The 18,388-nt window shown below is 49.7% G+C and carries 14 protein-coding genes and 1 pseudogene; 3 read left to right on the top strand and 12 right to left on the bottom strand.

Going from position 1 to position 18,388, the window contains the following annotated elements; translation table 11 throughout:
* Window positions 1–210 precede the first annotated feature (210 nt).
* On the top strand, window positions 211–606 hold the full coding sequence (locus IXB28_RS09530) for a PleD family two-component system response regulator (protein ID WP_215618348.1): 396 nt from the start codon (window positions 211–213) through the stop codon (window positions 604–606).
* On the opposite strand, the gene IXB28_RS09535 is transcribed toward IXB28_RS09530, so the two are convergent.
* Window positions 586–1,914, bottom strand: a complete 1,329-nt coding sequence (locus IXB28_RS09535; RefSeq protein ID WP_215618349.1) for an AAA-like domain-containing protein — start codon at window positions 1,912–1,914, stop codon at window positions 586–588. The genes IXB28_RS09530 and IXB28_RS09535 overlap by 21 nt on opposite strands.
* Before the next feature lie 336 nt (window positions 1,915–2,250).
* Between IXB28_RS09535 and IXB28_RS09540 the strand changes: the two genes are divergently transcribed.
* Window positions 2,251–3,558, top strand: a complete 1,308-nt coding sequence (locus IXB28_RS09540; RefSeq protein WP_246559720.1) for a PQQ-dependent sugar dehydrogenase — start codon at window positions 2,251–2,253, stop codon at window positions 3,556–3,558.
* A 323-nt stretch (window positions 3,559–3,881) separates the two neighbouring features.
* Here IXB28_RS09540 and IXB28_RS09545 read toward each other — a convergent pair whose 3' ends face one another.
* Entirely contained in the window at window positions 3,882–6,584 is a 2,703-nt protein-coding gene (locus IXB28_RS09545; RefSeq protein WP_215618350.1) for a protein kinase domain-containing protein, read from the bottom strand.
* A 61-nt stretch (window positions 6,585–6,645) separates the two neighbouring features.
* Between IXB28_RS09545 and IXB28_RS16775 the strand changes: the two genes are divergently transcribed.
* On the top strand, window positions 6,646–6,774 hold the full coding sequence (locus IXB28_RS16775; protein ID WP_274609683.1) for a hypothetical protein: 129 nt from the start codon (window positions 6,646–6,648) through the stop codon (window positions 6,772–6,774).
* Between the two features lie 611 nt (window positions 6,775–7,385).
* Here IXB28_RS16775 and fcl read toward each other — a convergent pair.
* The 10 genes and pseudogenes from fcl to IXB28_RS09595 form a co-directional block, all read right to left on the bottom strand.
* A complete protein-coding gene (fcl, locus tag IXB28_RS09550) occupies window positions 7,386–8,330 on the bottom strand; it encodes a GDP-L-fucose synthase (protein WP_215618351.1) in 945 nt (314 codons plus the stop codon).
* Between the two features lie 480 nt (window positions 8,331–8,810).
* The gene (gene ahcY, locus IXB28_RS09555; protein WP_215618352.1) at window positions 8,811–10,193 is read right to left on the bottom strand and encodes an adenosylhomocysteinase; all 1,383 of its coding nucleotides are present in this window, start codon (window positions 10,191–10,193) and stop codon (window positions 8,811–8,813) included.
* Window positions 10,194–10,627: 434 nt separating this feature from the next.
* The gene (gene metK / locus IXB28_RS09560; protein WP_215618353.1) at window positions 10,628–11,782 is read right to left on the bottom strand and encodes a methionine adenosyltransferase; all 1,155 of its coding nucleotides are present in this window, start codon (window positions 11,780–11,782) and stop codon (window positions 10,628–10,630) included.
* A gap of 214 nt (window positions 11,783–11,996) precedes the next feature.
* A complete protein-coding gene (locus tag IXB28_RS09565) occupies window positions 11,997–12,362 on the bottom strand; it encodes a hypothetical protein (RefSeq protein ID WP_215618354.1) in 366 nt (121 codons plus the stop codon).
* Window positions 12,363–12,605: 243 nt separating this feature from the next.
* Window positions 12,606–12,704, bottom strand: a pseudogene (locus tag IXB28_RS16780) (element excision factor XisI family protein); the annotation flags it as partial.
* A 458-nt stretch (window positions 12,705–13,162) separates the two neighbouring features.
* On the bottom strand, window positions 13,163–13,711 hold the full coding sequence (locus IXB28_RS09575) for a YdcF family protein (RefSeq protein ID WP_246559721.1): 549 nt from the start codon (window positions 13,709–13,711) through the stop codon (window positions 13,163–13,165).
* 189 nt (window positions 13,712–13,900) lie between these two features.
* Window positions 13,901–14,896 carry an NAD-dependent epimerase gene (locus tag IXB28_RS09580; protein ID WP_215618356.1) on the bottom strand — a complete coding sequence of 332 codons (996 nt, stop codon included), beginning with the start codon at window positions 14,894–14,896 and terminating at the stop codon, window positions 13,901–13,903.
* 138 nt (window positions 14,897–15,034) lie between these two features.
* On the bottom strand, window positions 15,035–15,874 hold the full coding sequence (locus IXB28_RS09585) for a sulfotransferase domain-containing protein (protein WP_215618357.1): 840 nt from the start codon (window positions 15,872–15,874) through the stop codon (window positions 15,035–15,037).
* A 112-nt stretch (window positions 15,875–15,986) separates the two neighbouring features.
* Window positions 15,987–17,117, bottom strand: a complete 1,131-nt coding sequence (locus IXB28_RS09590) for an SGNH/GDSL hydrolase family protein (protein ID WP_215618358.1) — start codon at window positions 17,115–17,117, stop codon at window positions 15,987–15,989.
* A gap of 25 nt (window positions 17,118–17,142) precedes the next feature.
* The gene (locus tag IXB28_RS09595; protein ID WP_326520999.1) at window positions 17,143–18,180 is read right to left on the bottom strand and encodes an MBOAT family O-acyltransferase; all 1,038 of its coding nucleotides are present in this window, start codon (window positions 18,178–18,180) and stop codon (window positions 17,143–17,145) included.
* Between the last annotated feature and the right edge of the window lie 208 nt (window positions 18,181–18,388).

An 18,388-nucleotide genomic window follows, 5' to 3' on the forward strand; every position in this document is an offset into this window, starting at 1 on the left:
GCGGCTAGAGATATCTAGGGCTACGGTTACGCAATTTAATAGTTTACATTTGTTGTTCTTGCTGAGCCGAGGTTCCTGAAAACACCTTTGTTCAACAACTTTTGTTACTTCAAGTGGTGATTTCAATTAGCAAGGCGGCTTTACAGCCATGTTCCCAACGCCGTATTCGGCATCGCCACACGCTTTAGGACTCTCAGGAGGTATGGTTTTATGAAAGCTATTGCAATTGTGGGAGGCGCAAATCAGCCAGAGACCCTATTGGCTGATCTGTTGCACTGGCACGGACTGTCTGTCTTTCAAGTGGAAAGTGGTGAAACCCTGTTGCCGTTGTTAAGCTTTATTTCACCCGAGTTGATCATTGTTGAGTCGTTACCCGCTACAGAGGTTCAATCTGTTTGCGATCGCATCAAGCGCAGTGCTGTCGTGGGTCGTGTTCCCGTTTTAGTTTGTTCCGACTGTGGTGGCTCCCAGTCAGCAGAGCAGGCCGATGCCTACCTATGTGGCTCCTACACCGCCGAGGACGTGTTCGCCTACATCCAGGCGCTGCGTCCCCTTGGGGAAACCATGTACAGCCAGCTAGCTACATCAGCCTGGGTCGATTCCTAAACGTCCGCCAAAATATTCCTTATACAGGTTGCAACTGGCGGTTGCTGTGTTCCCGGCTAGGGTTACAAGTCCCATACTTTCTAAGCGATAAGCGGCCATGGGCTCAAGCTCCGTGGTCGTTTCTTCTTGGATGACCTGATAAAACGACCGACATAGTTTCGGTTCCGATTCAAAAATGGCGAGGTAGCTACGCAGGTGGTCGCTGTAGATGCCACTGTGTTGCGGTGCCTCATCAATCAGCGTGGTCAGGTTCATCTGCTGGACACTGAGGTTATAAAGCGCCAGGTGAATCAAATAGGGATGGCCGTTCACCAGCCGATGCAAATCGCCCAGGCTGTCTTCCCACGCCACCCGATAGCGCTGGGCCAACTGCTGGGTTTGGGCCAACGTAAAGGCCGGTAGCCGTAGGGGCAGACCCACATTGAAAGGAGACTGATGAATTTGTAACGGAATAAATGCTTCGGTGGCGTAGGCGACCAAGAGCCTCAGGTGGCCCCACTCCGGCAGGTTTTTGGCCTCCTCGTGCCACACCCGCAACATGGGCAAAAACTCCTGGGCCATGGCCGGGTGTTCAAATACGGCCTGGAGGTCGTCAATTACCAGCAATAGGGGATGCTGCAGCGGTGTGAGCACACTATTTTGCATATAGTTAGTGCAGCTCACCTTGCTGCCTAGATCCACATTCCATACTTCATCCAGACGGGTGGATAGCCGTAGCTGCTGGGCAATGTTGGCGCAAAACCAACGCAAAAATTTATCAAAATTGGCCAACACCCCCCCATCGGCCTGGCGAAAGTTGAGGCGAACGACGCTGAAATTGAGGGTTTGGGCCTGGGCCACCAGGCGATTTACTAAGGACGTTTTGCCCCACCGTTCTGGGGCACGAATTCTCAGCAGCGCTCCGGGCTTACGTAATTCCCCCATGGCCTGCTTTTCTACGGGGGGGCGTTCAATATAGAGGGGGCTACCCAGGGGCAACGGGCTACCGGGGAAGGGGGTGTCCGATTGTTCATCGGCGCCGGGCCACCATGGAGACGGGGTTTCGGGCTGATGCAGCTGATGGGACTGCTGCCGCAGCACCGCATGAATGTTCTTTTTAGTAACCCGTTCGCCTAAAACTTGGGAGATTTTTTGCCAGAGGCGGGAACCAGTAACCCGCACATAGTCTGCGTCGTATCCTTCACTGGAGGCAATTTCCGCGTAGGTAGAACCTTCCCAACACCGTCTAAAGACGACTTCTTGAATCGCCGTCAGTCGATAGGGTGAGAGCAGCTTATCAACAAGGTTAATGGCATCTTCAGGAGACATGGCCTACCACCACTTGTTGGATGTATAGATAAGCACTACCAGAGAAGGAACCTCCTATGAACTGTAATTGGCACGAAGCCACTAATATATCAGGCTGTTTGCGTTCTTTTTTGTGATTCAATGTGTACTTTTGCTGCAGGATAGGGCTAAACCCCAGGCTGGCCCGGACTTAACCAGGCGAGCTTAGCCATTGGTCTAGCATCTTAATGCTAGCTTAAGTAGCGGTTCGACCCTGGGCGGCTGTTAGCCTTTTGCAACTGTTACAAAAGACTACAGCGCTTGGTTTATATGGTCGGAGGGCCCCTGGTCGGACGGCATGTACGGAGTTTAGGAAGGATGCTAACTAACGGAATGAAACGGCTATTTGGCCTAGCGGGTCTGGTGGGTTTGGCGGTGGTGCTGGGCTGTCAGCCGGTGGTTTCCCAGGATGGGGGGCCTGCTCCGACTGATGTTGGCGTGACTGACGGCGGGGCCACTGATGTTGGCGTGACTGACGTTGGTGCCACTGATGTTGGCGTGACTGACGGCGGGGCGACAAGACCTGGGCAAACGGCCTATGGCATTCGTGCGATCGCATCCGGGTTAGATCACCCCTGGGGGATGGCCTGGCTGCCGGACGACAGTGTCTTGATTACAGAACGTGCCGGTGGGGTGCAGCATTGGACCGGGGGGGAGCTGATACCCGTCAAGGGTGTGCCCCTTGCAAGGGGTGTGCCCCTGACGAGGGGAACACCTCCCGTCTTTGCCAAGGGTCAGGGTGGGTTGTTGGATGTGGCGATCCACCCCCAGTTTGTCGATAACCAATGGGTTTACTTTACCTATGCGGCGGGGACCTCCGAGGCCAATGGCACCCAGGTGGCCCGGGCAAAACTTGTTGGCAACAGTCTCCAAGACTGGGAAATTATCTTTTCTGTTGAGCCCCTAAAACCAGGGAGCCAACATTTTGGTGCCAGGCTGTTGTGGCTGCCCGACGGCACCCTGTTGGTGTCCATTGGCGATGGGGGCAACCCGCCCCTGGAGCTAGATGGGGCGCTGATTCGCCAGCAGGCCCAAAACTCTACTAGCCATTTGGGTAAAGTGCTGCGGTTGAATGACGATGGGTCTGTTCCCAGGGACAACCCAGTCCTACCCGGAACGGCGGCGCCATCTGCCCTGTGGACCTATGGCCATCGCAACATTCAGGGATTGGCCTACCATGGGGGGCAACAACAGGTGTGGGTGACAGAACACGGGGCCAGGGGCGGCGATGAACTAAACCGATTGGCCCCGGGCAACAACTACGGTTGGCCGGTGGTGAGCCACAGTCGTGAATACCATGTGGACCGGTTGGTGAGCGAGCGACAATCCCAGCCGGGGATGGTGGACCCGGACATTGTTTGGACCCCGTCCATTGCGCCTTCTGGGTTGGCCGTCTACAATGGGGACGCATTTCCAGAATGGCAGGGAGATTTGTTTGCCGGGGCGTTGGTAAATAAAGAGATTCGGCGGATTCGGCTGAGTTCCGGCGGCGGCGCTCAAGAAGTTGAGGCTATCCCCATCGGTCAGCGGGTGCGGGATGTGCGCCAGGGACCTAACGGTTATCTCTATGTGTTGACCGATGAAGACAATGGGGAATTGTTGGTGATTGAACCGGCGGAGCCCTAGGGCAGCGTCAACGCTAAAAATGGGGATTCTGCCTTGATGAAGAGTGAAGGGTAAAGAGTGAAGGGTAAAGAGTGACTCTTCATCTCGTTTCACCCTTTACTCTTTACTGGCCTTATTCTAAATTTTAGGCTTGACAGACCACTAGTTCAATTTAGAACGTTTTAGAGCCGATGATGCTGGTGACCACAACGATAACCAGCAGGGCGCCGACCATAACGAAAACCATGGAATACATAATGGGTTATTTATTAAAAATGATTTCTGTATCAGAGTACACGGAATGACAGGGAAATCCACAGGGTTTATGCAGTCTTTATTGGGAATTAGGAATTGGGATTTCCGACTTCCGACTTCCTGATTCCGACTTCTTTGGTCGCAAAGTGCTCTAGCACTAGGCGATGGATAAATAAGTAACCGCCGCCTACTTTTTGGAGGAAAATGCTGGCGGCGGCATAGTCTAGAAACTGGCGGTAGTTCCAGGGGATGGTGCCGTTGACGGTGAGCAGCAGGCGCAGCAGGACGTGTTTAATCAGGGCTTCGCCACCGCCCGCAGCAAAGCCGAAGGCCAGACCGGTGGCGGCCCAAAAGTCGGCTTCGGTGTTGCCGATGAGGGCACCGGGAATGTAGAGGGTGACCATGGCCACTAGGGCGAAGAGGGTGCAATTGCGGGCCGATTGCCAGATGCCGGCATTGGGGCGGCTGGTGGTGCCGATTTGTTTGCTGCTAAGGCCGCGAATCAGGCCATAGGTGAGACCTAGGGTGGCGCCAAAGGTGAGGCCGATGAGGCTATGGTTGGGCAGGCAGCTACCGTTGAGCAAACAGGGGCGATGGCCAAAGGTAAGCCCCACGCCGATTTTGAGACCCCAGCCGATGAGGGGGCCGATGGTAATGCCGATCAACAGATTGTTGCGGGCCGCTTGCCACGACCAGCGTAGGGTTTCGGCTGGGGTAATGCGGCGGACGCCAAAAATGTGGTGGCAGATGATGCCCCCTAGGAAAATCCCTGCCAGTAACCGGTCCCAGGCCAGGACTTGGGAGCCGATGGTAAAGGCGATCGCAAAAAATATGCACCACAGCCCGACCACATACAAACGGCGCAGCGGCGGCGATAGCCAGTCCGGCTGCATGCGCTCAATCAGAAAGATGGTTTCGGAGGTGGCCACCAGCCGCTGGGCCAGGGTGGAGAGCCAATGGATAATTTGATCTGGGCGGTAGGCCGCATCGGGACGGTGGGCCAGCATCCGCTGGATGTAGGCATCAAAGAGTTGTTGTTGGTAGTTGGGCGGGCTGCCCGCAGAAGAGTCTGGAAAAATCTCTGCCGCCGCCACCCCCTGGAAGGTGAGTACCATAATGTTCAAAATCAGGGGGGAGCGGGCCAGTTCCAATAGTGAGACGTTGTTATCCTGGATGGCGGCGTCTTTTTCCAAAAGAGATTTTAGCCCCGTCAGCCCCTGGTCGGGCTGGTTTAAATAGGCCAAAATTTGGTCATCGGTGAGGGGGCGCAAAAACAAAGCCGCCTGGAAGGTAAGCTTTTCCGGTAGGGCCTCATAGTCGCGGATGCGGCTGCACACCACCATTTCTGGGCCATAGTCTTGGTGGAACTGGTTGATGGCGGTGACGCAGGCGGCGCGGCGGTCGAGGGCAACTTCGTCGAGGCCATCGAGCAATAGCAGCAGCTGTTGTGCGGCCACCCATTGTTTGCCAATGGCCTTGGGTACTTGGTATTTGCTGTTGAGTTCCTGCACCAGCCACTTTTCCATGGGCTGGTTGAGCCAGGACGATAGGTTGAAAATTACCGGCAGTCGGTGGGTTTCGGTCTGTTCTACCCGCTGGAGCAGGGTGCGGGCCAAACTGAGCAGGGTGGTGGTTTTGCCCGCGCCGGGTTCGCCTAAAATCACCAGGGTGCGGCCCTCGCCGATGGCATCGAATACGTGGCTGGCCTGGGTGTTGGCCGGTAGCGGCTGGGGGGCCTGGCCGGGGCTGGCATAGGAGACCTGCCAGGGCGGTGCGATCGCATCGGGGCGTTCTTCTAACCCCAGGGAGAGCAACACCTGGCCATGGAGAGAGCGTTCTAGCACGCCTTCGATCCAAAAGCGCCGCACCTTGTTGAGCAGGGCCTGGCGGTTGCGGTAGGTTTGTTGCGAATGGGCGGCGGCCGGTGGAGTCGTTGGCGCGGGCGGTGGGCCGGGGGGCAGCTGTGTTGTTGCCAGGGCCAAGGCCTGGGGGGCGGGGTTGCCGGACATCAGCTGGGTGAATGCGGCTAGGGCTGCGGTGGCATTGGGGTAGCGTTGGTGGTGGTCCAAATAGATTAGCCGGTCGATAAACTGGGCTAGCTCGGCGGGAACTGCCACCCCGAGCTGGGCGCAGCTGGTGGGCATGTCAAAGGTCATCGGGTGCCGTCCCGACAGCCCCTGGAGGATGACCATCCCCAGGCTGTAGAGGTCGCTGCTAAACCCGGGGCGAGAGGCTTGTTGTTCTGGGGCCATGTAGCCCAGGGAGCCAATGGCCACCGTGTGGGGTTGGTCTGCCTGGATGGCTTTGACCGCACCAAAGTCGATTAGCACTAGGGGGCCGGGGAGTTGGCCCGGTTCGTGGCGCCGCAAAATGTTGCTGGGTTTAATGTCGCGGTGGATCACATTTTGGCCATGGACGGCGGCGAGTACGGTAAGTAGTTCTTGCAGGCATACTTGCGCGGCGGCGATGTTGAGGGGGCCTTGGGCAAATTCGGTTTCTAGGGAATGGCCTGGGATATAGTCTTGCACCAGGTACATGTGGCCATCTTCTTGGATGTGGGCCAGCAGTCTGGGGATTTGGGGATGTTCGCCTAGTTGGTATAGGGTTTTGGCTTCTAGGTCGAATAGGCGCTGGGCGGTGGCGCTGGATTTTGGGTTGACGGGGTGAAGCTGTTTGACGACGCAGGTGGGTTGGCCGGGCAATTGCTCATCGTGGGCCAGGTACACTTTGCCGAAGCCGCCCTGGCCTAGTAGTTTGGTGATGCGGTAGCGGTGGGCTAGGCGTTGGCCCATTGGGAGAGGGGGATTAGGTTGACTGTATTGGTCATAGCATAATTTTTGGGCTGGCCTCCAGGTGTTGGATGGGTTGGGGGTGTTGGTTGGTGGCAAAACCAGTCGCTTGGGGTCCCGCCGAGTTCCCCAAACCCCCTGGCTAGGGCGTTCCGCCGCCCTAGAACCTGGCGGACGGCAACGGTTGTCCTGAATTGCAAAAATAAGGGGGTACGGCAAGGTCTATGGGCTAGGTTCTGACCATTTTGTTTGTCACGTTTGTGCTGGAGAATATCCTTTGTGGATACTTTCTGATTTTTGGATAGAATCTCTCTTTGAGGCTTGAGCAGTAAAACATCGAGACTGGGATAGCTTAAATCTTGCACCTGGTGATGAAGCACGGCCCACCTTGGACTAAAAGTGCCAAGGCTAATCGAATGAAAACCCACTAAAAGGGGTTAGAGGATTCCTGAAAGCTCTAAATATAGAGCTTTTAATCCAATTTTGTCCCTTTAGTGGACAGCCCTCAATTAGCGTTGGATTTTGAATCCAATGTGGGTTTAAGGCTCAAAACCGACTTGGTGCAAGATCTGAGATAGCCCTTTTTAGAATTTTGCGCGATTGAGCGTAAAATTCTAAACCGCTTTACCGACCAGCCCTCAACACATACGCTATGTAGCAAAATCCTCCGGTACGAGGGTCGTAGGGCGGCGTTCCGCCCTGCCCAGGGGGTTTGGGGAACACGGAGGGACCCCAAGCAGCCGGTTTTAATTGTTACCGACTCCCCCCACCAAAAAAAATTAATCTACGCCAACATGCGTCAACCTAAACCCCTCGTAATGTCTCATAGTGCAACAAAAACCACTCATAGGTCTTGGCAACACCTTCTTTCAAAGATGTTTGCGCTTCCCAGCCCAGGTTGGCCAACCGAGACACATCCATTAGCTTGCGGGGGGTGCCGTCGGGTTTGGTGCTATCAAAGATAATGTCACCTTCGTAGCCGACAACGTCTTTGATGGTGAGGGCAAGTTCTTTGATGGAGATTTCCTTGCCGCTGCCGATGTTGACGAAGTCGATGCCTTCGTAGTTGTTCATTAGGAAGAGAAGACCGTCGGCGAGGTCATCGACGTAGAGAAATTCGCGCAGGGGACTGCCGCTGCCCCATACTTCGGCGGTGGGTTGGTGGTTGAGCTTGGCTTCGTGGAATTTGCGCATCAGCGCGGGTAGTACGTGGGAGTTGGCTAGGTCGAAGTTATCGTTGAGGCCGTAGAGGTTGGTGGGCATGGCGGAGATAAAGTTGACGCCATACTGTCGGCAGTAGTTTTCGCATAGTTTGAGTCCGGCGATTTTTGCGATCGCATAGGGCTCGTTTGTGGGCTCTAGAAACCCGGTCAGCAAATGTTCTTCCTTCATGGGCTGGGGGGCCAGCTTGGGGTAAATGCAGGACGAGCCGAGGAATAGTAGCTTTTTCACGCCAACTTTATAGGCACTGTGGATGACGTTGGCTTCGATCATCATATTGTCGTAGAGGAACGACGCGCGGTAGGTATTGTTGGCATGGATGCCGCCCACCTTAGCCGCTGCTAGAAATACATAGTCTGGTTTGGTTGCCTCAAAGAAAGCCTCCACGTCTGCCTGGCGACACAGGTCGAGTTCTTTGCTGGTTTTGAAAATCAGGTTGGTATATCCCTGATCTTTTAGGGCACGGACAATGGCGCTTCCTACCAGGCCGTTGTGGCCAGCAACGTAGATCTTGGCATTCTTTTCCATAATGGTGATGTATCTATAAAAGAGCGAATAAAAGGTTCGTTATGGCTACCCTCAGTCTAATTATGGTTACAACTGGGGGCGTTGTTGCCATGGGAGCCGGGGGTAGTTTTACGTAAAATTTACGTTTAGTGGACTGACTATTCCAAGTTTAGCCGTTACAGGTTAGGGCGATGGTGCAAAAACTAAGGAAGCCTTTCTCTGAGTTTAGAGAAAGGCTTCGGGAAGTTAAATGAGCTGTGGTGCCTAGCGACCAGTGGTTCCCCTTACCATGGGGAACCGTCAGGGAGGGGTTTGGATAACTGGCGTAAGTGCTCGAAGACCCCTCCGTTGGTTCCCCTTATCAAGGCTTCCGTGTATACAGATCTCGGACTAAAGCTCAAAATCCTGCATTGCCCCCCTTAGTCCCCCCAATTCTGGGGGGAACTCCCAGTTCAAAGTCCCCCAGAATTGGGGGATTTAGGGGGCTTTCAATGTATTGCCTTAGTACTTGTAGCTATCGGTTTTAAAGGGGCCTTCTACGGGGACGTTGATGTAGTCTGCCTGGGTTTTGGTGAGCTGGGTGATGACGCCACCGAAGCCTTCTACCATGTAGCGGGCGACTTCTTCGTCGAGGTGCTTGGGTAGGACTTCTACGGTGATGGCCGCAGCTTTGTCTGCGTCGGCTAGGTCGGCAAACTTGCGCTCAAATAGGAACATTTGGGCTAGGACCTGGTTGGCGAAGGAACCGTCCATGATGCGGGAGGGGTGGCCGGTGGCGTTACCGAGGTTGACTAGGCGACCTTCGGCTAGGAGTAGTAGGAAGTCCTTGGGGTCGTCACTGCGGTATACCTTGTGCACCTGGGGCTTCACTTCTTCCCACTGCCATGCTTTGCGCATGTAGGCGGTGTCGATTTCGTTGTCGAAGTGGCCGATGTTGCATACTACGGCGCCGGGCTTGAGGGCCGCTAGCATGTGGGCATCGCACACGTTGACGTTGCCGGTGGTGGTGACCAGCAGGTCGGTGGTGGCCAGCAGGTCTTGGTTGAGGCTGGCGGCGGTGCCGTCGTTGATGCCGTTGGTGAAGGGGGAAACGACCTCATAGCCGTCCATGCAGGCTTGCATGGCGCAGATGGGGTCTACTTCGGAGACCTTTACGATCATGCCTTCTTGGCGTAGGGAGGCAACGGAGCCTTTGCCCACGTCGCCGTAGCCGATGACTAGGGCTTTTTTGCCCGCCATTAGGTGGTCGGTGCCGCGCTTGATGGCGTCGTTGAGGCTGTGGCGGCAGCCGTACTTGTTGTCGTTTTTGGCCTTGGTAACGGAGTCGTTAACGTTGACGGCGGGAATTTTTAGCTCGCCTTTTTCTAGCATTTCGTAGAGACGGTGCACGCCGGTGGTGGTCTCTTCGGTAACGCCGTGGATGTTGGCCAGCATTTCGGGATACTTTTCGTGGATGTGGCCGGTGAGGTCGCCACCGTCATCCAAAATCATGTTGGCTTCCCATAGGTTGCCGTCGGCGGTGCGGCAGGTTTGCTCGATGCACCAGATGTATTCTTCTTCGGTTTCGCCCTTCCAGGCAAAGACGGGCACACCGGCTTCGGCGATGGCGGCGGCGGCGTGGTCTTGGGTGGAGAAGATATTGCAGGAGGACCAGCGAACGTCGGCGCCTAGTTCGATTAGGGTTTCGATTAGGACGGCGGTTTGGATGGTCATGTGGATGCAGCCGATAATCTTGGCGCCGGCCAAGGGCTTGATATCGCTATATTTTTTGCGAATGGTCATCAGCGCAGGCATTTCGCCTTCTGCGATCGCAATTTCTTTGCGGCCCCAGCTGGCCAGGTTAATATCAGCTACTTTGTAATCTCTTGTAAGTGTTGCGCTCATGGGCTCCTATGGTGATTGTTCGTTTAATGAGTCGAATCTGACCAACATTCTTCATTATGCCGTCAGATCATTTTCAGGGGAATGAGGTTTTCTGATGGTATATCTGCTCTTTACAAGAGCGTTCTTTAGATGACTGGGCACTTCCCCCCTTACGAAGGCTACGGTGTACACAGATCTCGAACTAAAGCTCAAAATCCTGCATTGGCCCCCCTTTACGGAAATATCTACGTTTTCCCAATTAGGCGTTCTGGGGTTTCCCCAATCCTGGGGGGAACCCCAGTTCAAAGCCCCCAGGATTGGGGGTTTGGGGGCTTCCCGAAACTGGTTAGCGAGACACCCTTCTATAGCGCGCCGCTCAACAGGGTGCGGCTGGTTAGCTGGACACCATTTACAGCGCCGCGCTCTACAGGTACCGCTGTTTAGCTGGATACCTTCTATAGCGCCGCTTTTAGCTGGTTGGCTTTGTCGGTGGTTTCCCAGGTAAAGTCGGGTAGTTCGCGACCGAAGTGGCCGTAGGCGGCGGTGGCGCTGTAAATGGGGCGGCGTAGGTCGAGCATGTCGATTAGGCCCTGGGGGCGCAGGTCAAAGGTGTCGCGGATCAGCTGGACGATGGTGTCGTCGGGGAGCTTGCCGGTGCCGAAGGTGTTGATGGAAATGGAGGTGGGTTCGGCGACGCCGATGGCGTAGGATACTTGGATTTCGCAGCGGTCGGCGAGGCCAGCGGCGACGATGTTTTTGGCGACGTAGCGTCCGGCATAGGCGGCGGAGCGGTCTACCTTGGAGGGGTCTTTGCCGGAGAAGGCACCACCGCCGTGGCGGGCCATGCCACCGTAGGTATCGACGATGATTTTGCGTCCGGTGAGGCCGCAGTCGCCCACGGGGCCGCCGATGATGAACTGGCCGGTGGGGTTAATGTGATATTGGGTGCCGGCGTGGAACCAGTCGTTGGGCAGTACGGGTTTGATGATTTCTTCCATGACTGCTTCGCGGATGTCGCCTAGGGTGATGTCTGGGTCGTGCTGGGTGGATAGGACGACGGCATCAACGGCGACGGGTTTGCTGTTTTCGTAGCGTAGGGTGACCTGGCTTTTGGCGTCGGGGCGGAGCCAGCCGAGTTTGCCGCTTTTGCGTAGTTCGGCCTGGCGTTCTACTAGCCGGTGGGAGTAGTAGATGGGCGCTGGCATCAGTACGTCGGTTTCGTTGGTGGCGTAGCCAAACATCAGGCCCTGGTCGCCTGCGCCGAGGTCTTTGTTGGCGCCTTCGTCTACGCCCATGGCGATGTCGGCCGACTGTTTGCCGATGGCGTTGATGACGGCGCAGGAGGCTCCGTCGAAGCCGACGTCGGAGCTGTTGTAGCCGATGCCGAGGATGACGTCGCGGACGATGTCTTCTAGGTCTACGTAGGTGCTGGTGCGTACTTCGCCGGCGATGATGGCCATGCCGGTTTTGACCATGGTTTCTACGGCGACGCGGGAGTGGATGTCGTCTTTGAGGAGGGCATCTAATATGGCGTCAGAGATTTGGTCGGCCATTTTGTCGGGATGGCCTTCGGATACGGATTCTGAGGTAAAAGTGCTGTATAAGCTCATGGTAATGGGACTTAGAAATAGTTAATTCTTGAGGTAAGTAGTTTAACTGACGGCTTATCGTATCTTAATGGATGCTGATGAAATCGTTAATGGTGCGATGCCAGCATGGGTGTTTAGTGGCGTTTAGGTTTATACGCCCTATGTGCGACAGCTTAAAAAAGTAAGCTGCGGCTGATTGTCGTTAGTTGCAAGCTACTTTGGTGTTGAGGCTGACTCACACTGTGTCTGGGTCAATGCCCTGGGAGCGTAAAATCTCAGCCAAGCGCTCGGCCCGTTGTCTTTCGTCTAAATTGGGCGTGTAGGCTTTTCGGGTTGATTTGGGCTGATTGATGTGGGCAACGTAGAGCCAGTCGGGGGCTTTGATGACCAGGTTTTCGTTCATGGTGGCGCATAGGCCCAAATTTGAGGCGACTAGCATTTGTGGCCGGATCCAGCCGCTGAGTTCCAGGGACTCGCGTAATGCGCCTGCTAGCAAGGGTTGACCTGTATTTTCTACGGGTTTTTCGTCAAGCTGAAAGTCCTCTGGTAAGGGGTCCCAGGTGATACGCAGCTCTGCTAGTTTGATTGGGGCAGCAACCATTACTGTTTTTTTGGAACTACCGTTTTCTATTTTAGAACGCTTTGCAGGAACATGGTGCAGATAGGACTCTTTTAGGAATGGGAATTTAACAATGTACCGATTTATCCCCGCTTGGGAGGGGTGCCGTAGGCGGGGTGGGTTTCGGTCGATGGCGCTAGTGGTCAACCCACCCCGCAGCCGCTCCCAGGAGGGGAAAGGAGATCCTATGTTGCGTCAGTTGAAATGGAATTTGTTATGTTCCGCTTAACTGACGGTGTAGTCTGATAGTTCTCGCATATAGCTGGGGTGAAAACCTAAAACGATGTCTTGTTTGGGAACGCCTTTGTCGACTAGTTCTTGGGCTAAGGGCTTGTTAAAAGTTAAAGTTATGGTCTTGTCCCTTGAAATTATGGCTTAACAAGCCTTTCAGGACTAAACCGTGAGTAGTTGATTAACAGTTGCTAATTGAATCAAAACCCACTGGAAGGGGTTAGGGGGTTGCAGGGGCACATTGGATTTGATGCAAAATGTACGTGTTTGGGAAAATCTTTTTGCTTTAGGTTGTTATTTTGATTTCTGGCCTTTTTGGGTGAAAAGGGCAATTTTTTTGCGTTGGTTGCTTTGATTTTGTTTGTTGCTAGCCTAACTGGCGAACGGAGGCTTTTGGGCTTATTTGCTGTGTTTTTGGGTGATAGGGCTTGTTAAAAATTAAAGTCATGGTCTTGTTCCTTGAAATCATGACTTAACAAGCCTTCTAGGCTTAAACTGTGAAGTTATTTTTTAACGGCTCCATATTAGGGGTAGTTATGAACGTTAATGGCTCATCTGGTGGCGATAGTTTGGTGGGGACGGCTTTGGGGGATGTTATTTGTGGCTTTGGTGGCGGGGGAAGAGGAGATTTTTTTGGGTTTTGCGGGTGGGTTGGGGTCTAGGCTGGAGCCGGTGCGTCCGGTGAGGAGCCAGAGCCAACTGCGGGTGATGTCGCGGAGGGTTTTGTGGATGGGTTCTGGTTGCTCATTAGACTTGACTGGGACTGGGGTGTAGGCGATGCCGTGGCTACCGAGGATCCAAAAGGCAATGGCTGTTGAACGGCGCATATGAAAGTCTGATGTGACTAAATATACGTGATGAATCTCTTTATCTTCTAGTTCGGCGACTAATGTGGTGAAGTTGGTCACCGTATCTGTGGCACGATAATCTAGATGAACTCGTGAAAGAGAGATGTTTTCCGTGAGAAAAATTTTTTTTGCTTGAGGAGGTAACAATCCACTTGATAGCCAAACTTCAAGTCCAGGTTGATGTGTGGCAAGTTTGGCAGCAGCTCGCTCTCGTTGATGCCCACCTCCGAGGACTAAAATGGCTTGAGGCATTGGAAAATTTTGTTTAACAACGATAAGTCTGCGAAATACTTCTACAGTAGCTCCTAATGGCATTGCTGTCACCGCAACAATACTATAGATTATCCACTTATGAAACAGCGACCTGATCATCAACTGCGATTTTAACTATGATAGAAATATATGAGCCACTTGGTAAGTAAATGCTAGGCACTACTTATCTTAGACAACAGAAACAGCACTGTAGTAATGACGATACCACTGTACAAATCGTCCTATGCCAATCTCCAAGGGGGTCAATGGAGCAAAGTCGATATCTTTAGCTAGCTCGTCTATATCAGCATAGGTAAGGGGAACATCGCCCGGTTGCATGGGCAGAAAGTTTTTGTTGGCTGTTTTACCTAATGTTTGTTCAATTGTTTCAATAAACTTGAGCAGGGTAACGGGTCGATTATTGCCGATATTGTAAATTTTGTAAGGTGCTGCTGTACCTTCGGTTGCCTTTGACTGAGGTGGTTTATTAACCAGCCTAATAATGCCTTCAACAATATCGTCAATGTAGGTAAAGTCGCGTTGCATTTGCCCATGGTTATAAATGTCGATGGGTTGGCCAGCTTCTATAGCACGGACAAATTTGAAGTAGGCCATGTCAGGACGTCCCCAAGGGCCATAGACTGTAAAGAAGCGGAGCCCTGTGGTCGGAATTTGATATAGATGGCTATATGAATGGGCCATTAGTTCGTTGGCTTTCTTTGTCGCAGCATACAAAGAAATGGGATAGTCAACGTTATCTTTGACTGAAAACGGTATTTTTTTGTTCATACCGTAAACAGAACTAGACGATGCGTAAATCAGGTGGTTGATTTTCTGGGAACGGCAACCCTCTAAGATATTTAGAAAACCAGAGAGATTGCTATCGCCATAAGCGAATGGGTTTTCCAGCGAATAGCGTACACCAGCTTGTGCGGCAAGGTGAATTACTGTATCAAAAGAATGTTCTTGAAAGAGATATTGAATTGCCTCTCGATTAGAGATATCTATTAACTGAAACGTGAATTCTGACTGCTTCTTTAGTCTTAAAAGTCGTTCTTTTTTTAACTGAACATCATAATAACTATTGAGATTATCAATACCATAAATAGTATGACCATTATCTAAAAGATTCCAAGCTGTAAAATAGCCAATAAAGCCTGCAACACCAGTAACTAATATTTGCATTAGCAGTTCACCCCAAAAATATCTTCGAGCAAGAAGCAGAGTATAAAGTGATTCCTAAAGAGTAGACAGGTAGTATAAATCAGGAAAGATTTTTATAGGGAATAAATGGATAAAAGTAAAAGCAAAGACACGAGAAAATTATTGTTCTAGAATCCAATTAGGTAGAGATCTGCCGACTAAATTTTCAACATATTTTATATCTTGATAGTAATAGTTGTTGAGATACTCAACCTCTTTTGGGAAGATCGCTGGCAATTCATCTTCTCCACCAGAGAAAACCTTCTTAAAGCCTAATTTCTTAGCTATTTCTACAAATTTATCAAGCCTGTAAGCTCTTAAATTGCTAGCAAAAATTGCAGATATTTTTGCTAGCATAGGAAACTTAGGCATGCCAGCAGCATTAACTCTTGATTCAAGAGATGAAACAGTTTCTAAATAGTTTTTAGGCAACCCTAAAAATGAATAAATATCCTCCAAAACTTTCTGAGGGTTAAGGATAATATCATCCATTAAAATAAATAAAACTTTCTCATGGCTAAATCTCTCTAGCCAAATGGGAATATATTTAGAGTAGCGACCTGATTCTAGAATTCGAGGCATCTTTTGAATAGCGGCACTAAAATCTTTAGGAACACGTCCTTTTCGAAGATGATGACAGTATAGAGAAAACGTTCTTGCTGCTGGGGCTCTCAAAGTAATGATAATTTTGCAATCAGGATTAAGATTATAAATACGCTCGGGCACTTCCTTTACATCAAAGTATGAAGGAGCTATTTCACCACAAAGTTGGTGTGGTGAGCGATGAGGAAAGTATGATAAGTACCTTGATAATCCTTTTGCGTAAAAAATGTCGAAAAACATAGTTTCTTTGACATTTTTAGGAAAGCATATATTGCTATCATCTGCTATTTTTTGATAAAGCCAAGTTGTGCCAGTCTTTTGAGGTCCAATCGCTAAGAAATCTAACTTAAATGCCATAGTTAATAAAATAATAAGATCAGTTTTAATTTTCAAAAGAGGAATAAAAATACCTAGTTGTTATTCCTGCACTTTAATAAACCAAAACATACATACTGACTTGTCTAAATACTTAAAAAATCTCATGAAGCATAAATTCGTATAAGCTATTAGCTAAAAAATCATGACCAATGGCATTTAAATGAGTATAGTCATGAGGTATGTATAGCGGGTCATAATCTATTTCTCCAGCTAGCATTTCTTCTCTTAAAGAGATAAATGACTCTCGAATGTCTAATAGTTTAATATCTAATTCATCGGCCATAAACTTGATATGAGTATGAGGTGTTACTGATATTTTATTAAGAGGATAGCTTTCAACATTATCTTTTTCATTATCGCTAAGTTCAAAACGAGATGGTATATTTACCATAATCAATGGAATTTGATGCTTGCCTAACTCTTTTTCTAAGTACGATAGCTGTTTAAAGAATGCTTCATATCCCATGAGAGAAGCTTCTTTTATCTGATCATCAAAAGCATATGCAAAGGATGCACCTGATTGAGCCCTCAGGTTGGGCTCAATTATTTTAAGAGCATACATTCTTTTTCTTACATTGCTATCAAATGTTGGGTAAACGTGAGTCTGGTAAAGAAGCCGATGTAATTTAGATGGTACTTGCCTTAAATCACGAAAATTCACTCTGAAAAATGCATTTTTCGTGGTGCCTATAGGTGTGTTATGGCTTAAATCGTTAGTTGGTGGAAAAGAGTTTTTGGCCTTTAAACTTTTAGCAACCATTGATGGCGAGAATGCAAGTAAAACAACATCTGGTTGTATCTTGTCTAAATGATTATTTAAAAGTTCTAGAAAGCTAGGTATATCCCCACCTTGCCCACCACCATTTACTACAGTAAATCTACTTTCGTTAAAACTACTTGCCCCTTCTGAAAGTAAGTGCTCTAGTTTCTTCACATATAGGCTTTCTTCTGGGACACCAGTTCCAAAAGTAGTAGAGTTCCCTAAAACTAAAACTCTGAACTCATCTTCTTCCTTAATGCTAGATATCTCGTCACCTCTAAGACCTATCGAATTTCTATTAATGGAGTAACCACGAGTTAACGACGATGTAGTTGGCCCAATTGACCAAGAAGGATTAATTTTCCTTAAAAACAACTCTGATATACCTAAAATGGAAAAAAATATTAGTAAATCTAAGATAATAAATCTAAATGCTTTGAATGATTTCAATGGAATAAACATTTTCTTCAGTAGTTATGGCTGTAAATTAAAATTGGAAGTAAATAAATTCTGGATTTGATGCGCCAGAAATAGCTATCGAGATGAGAATGATATTGACATATATCAACCATCTGGAAATCAAGGGGAATCGGAGACCTAGTTTAGAAAATCCAAGTGGATTATCCAGAATTTGATATGAAAGTAAAGTAATTAGAATTATTAAGGGAACAAAAGTAGTCTGTAAGCCAGGCTTGTTTGTTAGGATCCGCCCTATGATTGTGGTTGCCTGAATATAGTTCTCTGCCCTAAAGAATATCCAGCTGAAACAGATCAAGTGGAATGTGAAAAGCCACTTTAGAATGGTGAAAAAATAATTTGAAGAAGCATGTGCTTTGAAGATTGTTTTTTCAAACAATCTTTCTGAAACGAGGAATAGCCCTTGCAGACCTCCCCAAATAACAAAATTATACGAGGCTCCATGCCAAAGTCCGCCCAGGAACATGGTGACCATTAGGTTTAGACAGGTCCTTATGTCTCCTGCTCGACTACCACCCAAAGGAATATAAATATAATCTCTTAGCCAAGTTGACAATGTTATATGCCATCGACGCCAAAATTCTCGTATGGATTTTGATAGGTAAGGTCTTGAAAAATTTTCATCTAAATTGAACCCAATTAACTTAGCAGCACCAATCGCAACATCACAATAACCCGAAAAATCTAAGTAGATTTGTACGGCAAATGCATAGGTTGCGATTAATAAAGATAAACCACTTTGTTGAGTGTAATTTGCATATACAGTGCTCACAACATTACTTAGTGGATCCGCTATCAGCACCTTTTTAGATAATCCCCAACAGATTCGGGAAATGCCTTCTATTGCAGTAGAGTAGCTAAAAGATGCTTTTCTATGAAATTGGGGAAATAACTCACTGGCCCTCATAATAGGTCCGGCTACTAACTGAGGAAAGAAAGATATGTATAAGGCGTAGTCAATAAAACTGTAATCGTTAGATTGAAATTCTTTTCTATATACGTCTACACAGCAGCTAATACTCTGGAACGTATAGAAAGAGATGCCCATGGGTAGCAATAAATCTAGGGGCGGGAAAAATTGAAAACCAGCTAAATGGGATATGCTGAGATTAAAGAAATTGAAATATTTAAAGAAAAATAATATTGATAAATTAGTCGTCAGCCCAAACAGTAAAATTGCTCGACGTTTATTGAGTTGTTCAATGCGGTCAAGGGCATGGCATGTGGCATAGGTTATTAAAATAGAAAATATCAGA

This window comes from Leptothoe kymatousa TAU-MAC 1615, from assembly GCF_018739865.1.
GTDB classification, from domain to species: domain Bacteria; phylum Cyanobacteriota; class Cyanobacteriia; order Phormidesmidales; family Phormidesmidaceae; genus Leptothoe; species Leptothoe kymatousa.

Bases quoted from the DNA above. Each gene is read 5' to 3' on its own strand.
- IXB28_RS09530 (WP_215618348.1), top strand. From the start codon at position 211: ATGAAAGCTATTGCAATTGTGGGAGGCGCAAATCAGCCAGAGACCCTA.
- IXB28_RS09535 (WP_215618349.1), bottom strand. From the start codon at position 1,914: ATGTCTCCTGAAGATGCCATTAACCTTGTTGATAAGCTGCTCTCACCC.
- IXB28_RS09540 (WP_246559720.1), top strand. From the start codon at position 2,251: ATGCTAACTAACGGAATGAAACGGCTATTTGGCCTAGCGGGTCTGGTG.
- IXB28_RS09545 (WP_215618350.1), bottom strand. From the start codon at position 6,584: ATGGGCCAACGCCTAGCCCACCGCTACCGCATCACCAAACTACTAGGC.
- fcl (WP_215618351.1), bottom strand. From the start codon at position 8,330: ATGGAAAAGAATGCCAAGATCTACGTTGCTGGCCACAACGGCCTGGTA.
- ahcY (WP_215618352.1), bottom strand. From the start codon at position 10,193: ATGAGCGCAACACTTACAAGAGATTACAAAGTAGCTGATATTAACCTG.
- metK (WP_215618353.1), bottom strand. From the start codon at position 11,782: ATGAGCTTATACAGCACTTTTACCTCAGAATCCGTATCCGAAGGCCAT.
- IXB28_RS09565 (WP_215618354.1), bottom strand. From the start codon at position 12,362: ATGGTTGCTGCCCCAATCAAACTAGCAGAGCTGCGTATCACCTGGGAC.
- IXB28_RS09575 (WP_246559721.1), bottom strand. From the start codon at position 13,711: ATGCCTCAAGCCATTTTAGTCCTCGGAGGTGGGCATCAACGAGAGCGA.
- IXB28_RS09580 (WP_215618356.1), bottom strand. From the start codon at position 14,896: ATGCAAATATTAGTTACTGGTGTTGCAGGCTTTATTGGCTATTTTACA.
- IXB28_RS09585 (WP_215618357.1), bottom strand. From the start codon at position 15,874: ATGGCATTTAAGTTAGATTTCTTAGCGATTGGACCTCAAAAGACTGGC.
- IXB28_RS09590 (WP_215618358.1), bottom strand. From the start codon at position 17,117: ATGTTTATTCCATTGAAATCATTCAAAGCATTTAGATTTATTATCTTA.
- IXB28_RS09595 (WP_326520999.1), bottom strand. From the start codon at position 18,180: ATGGGCATCTCTTTCTATACGTTCCAGAGTATTAGCTGCTGTGTAGAC.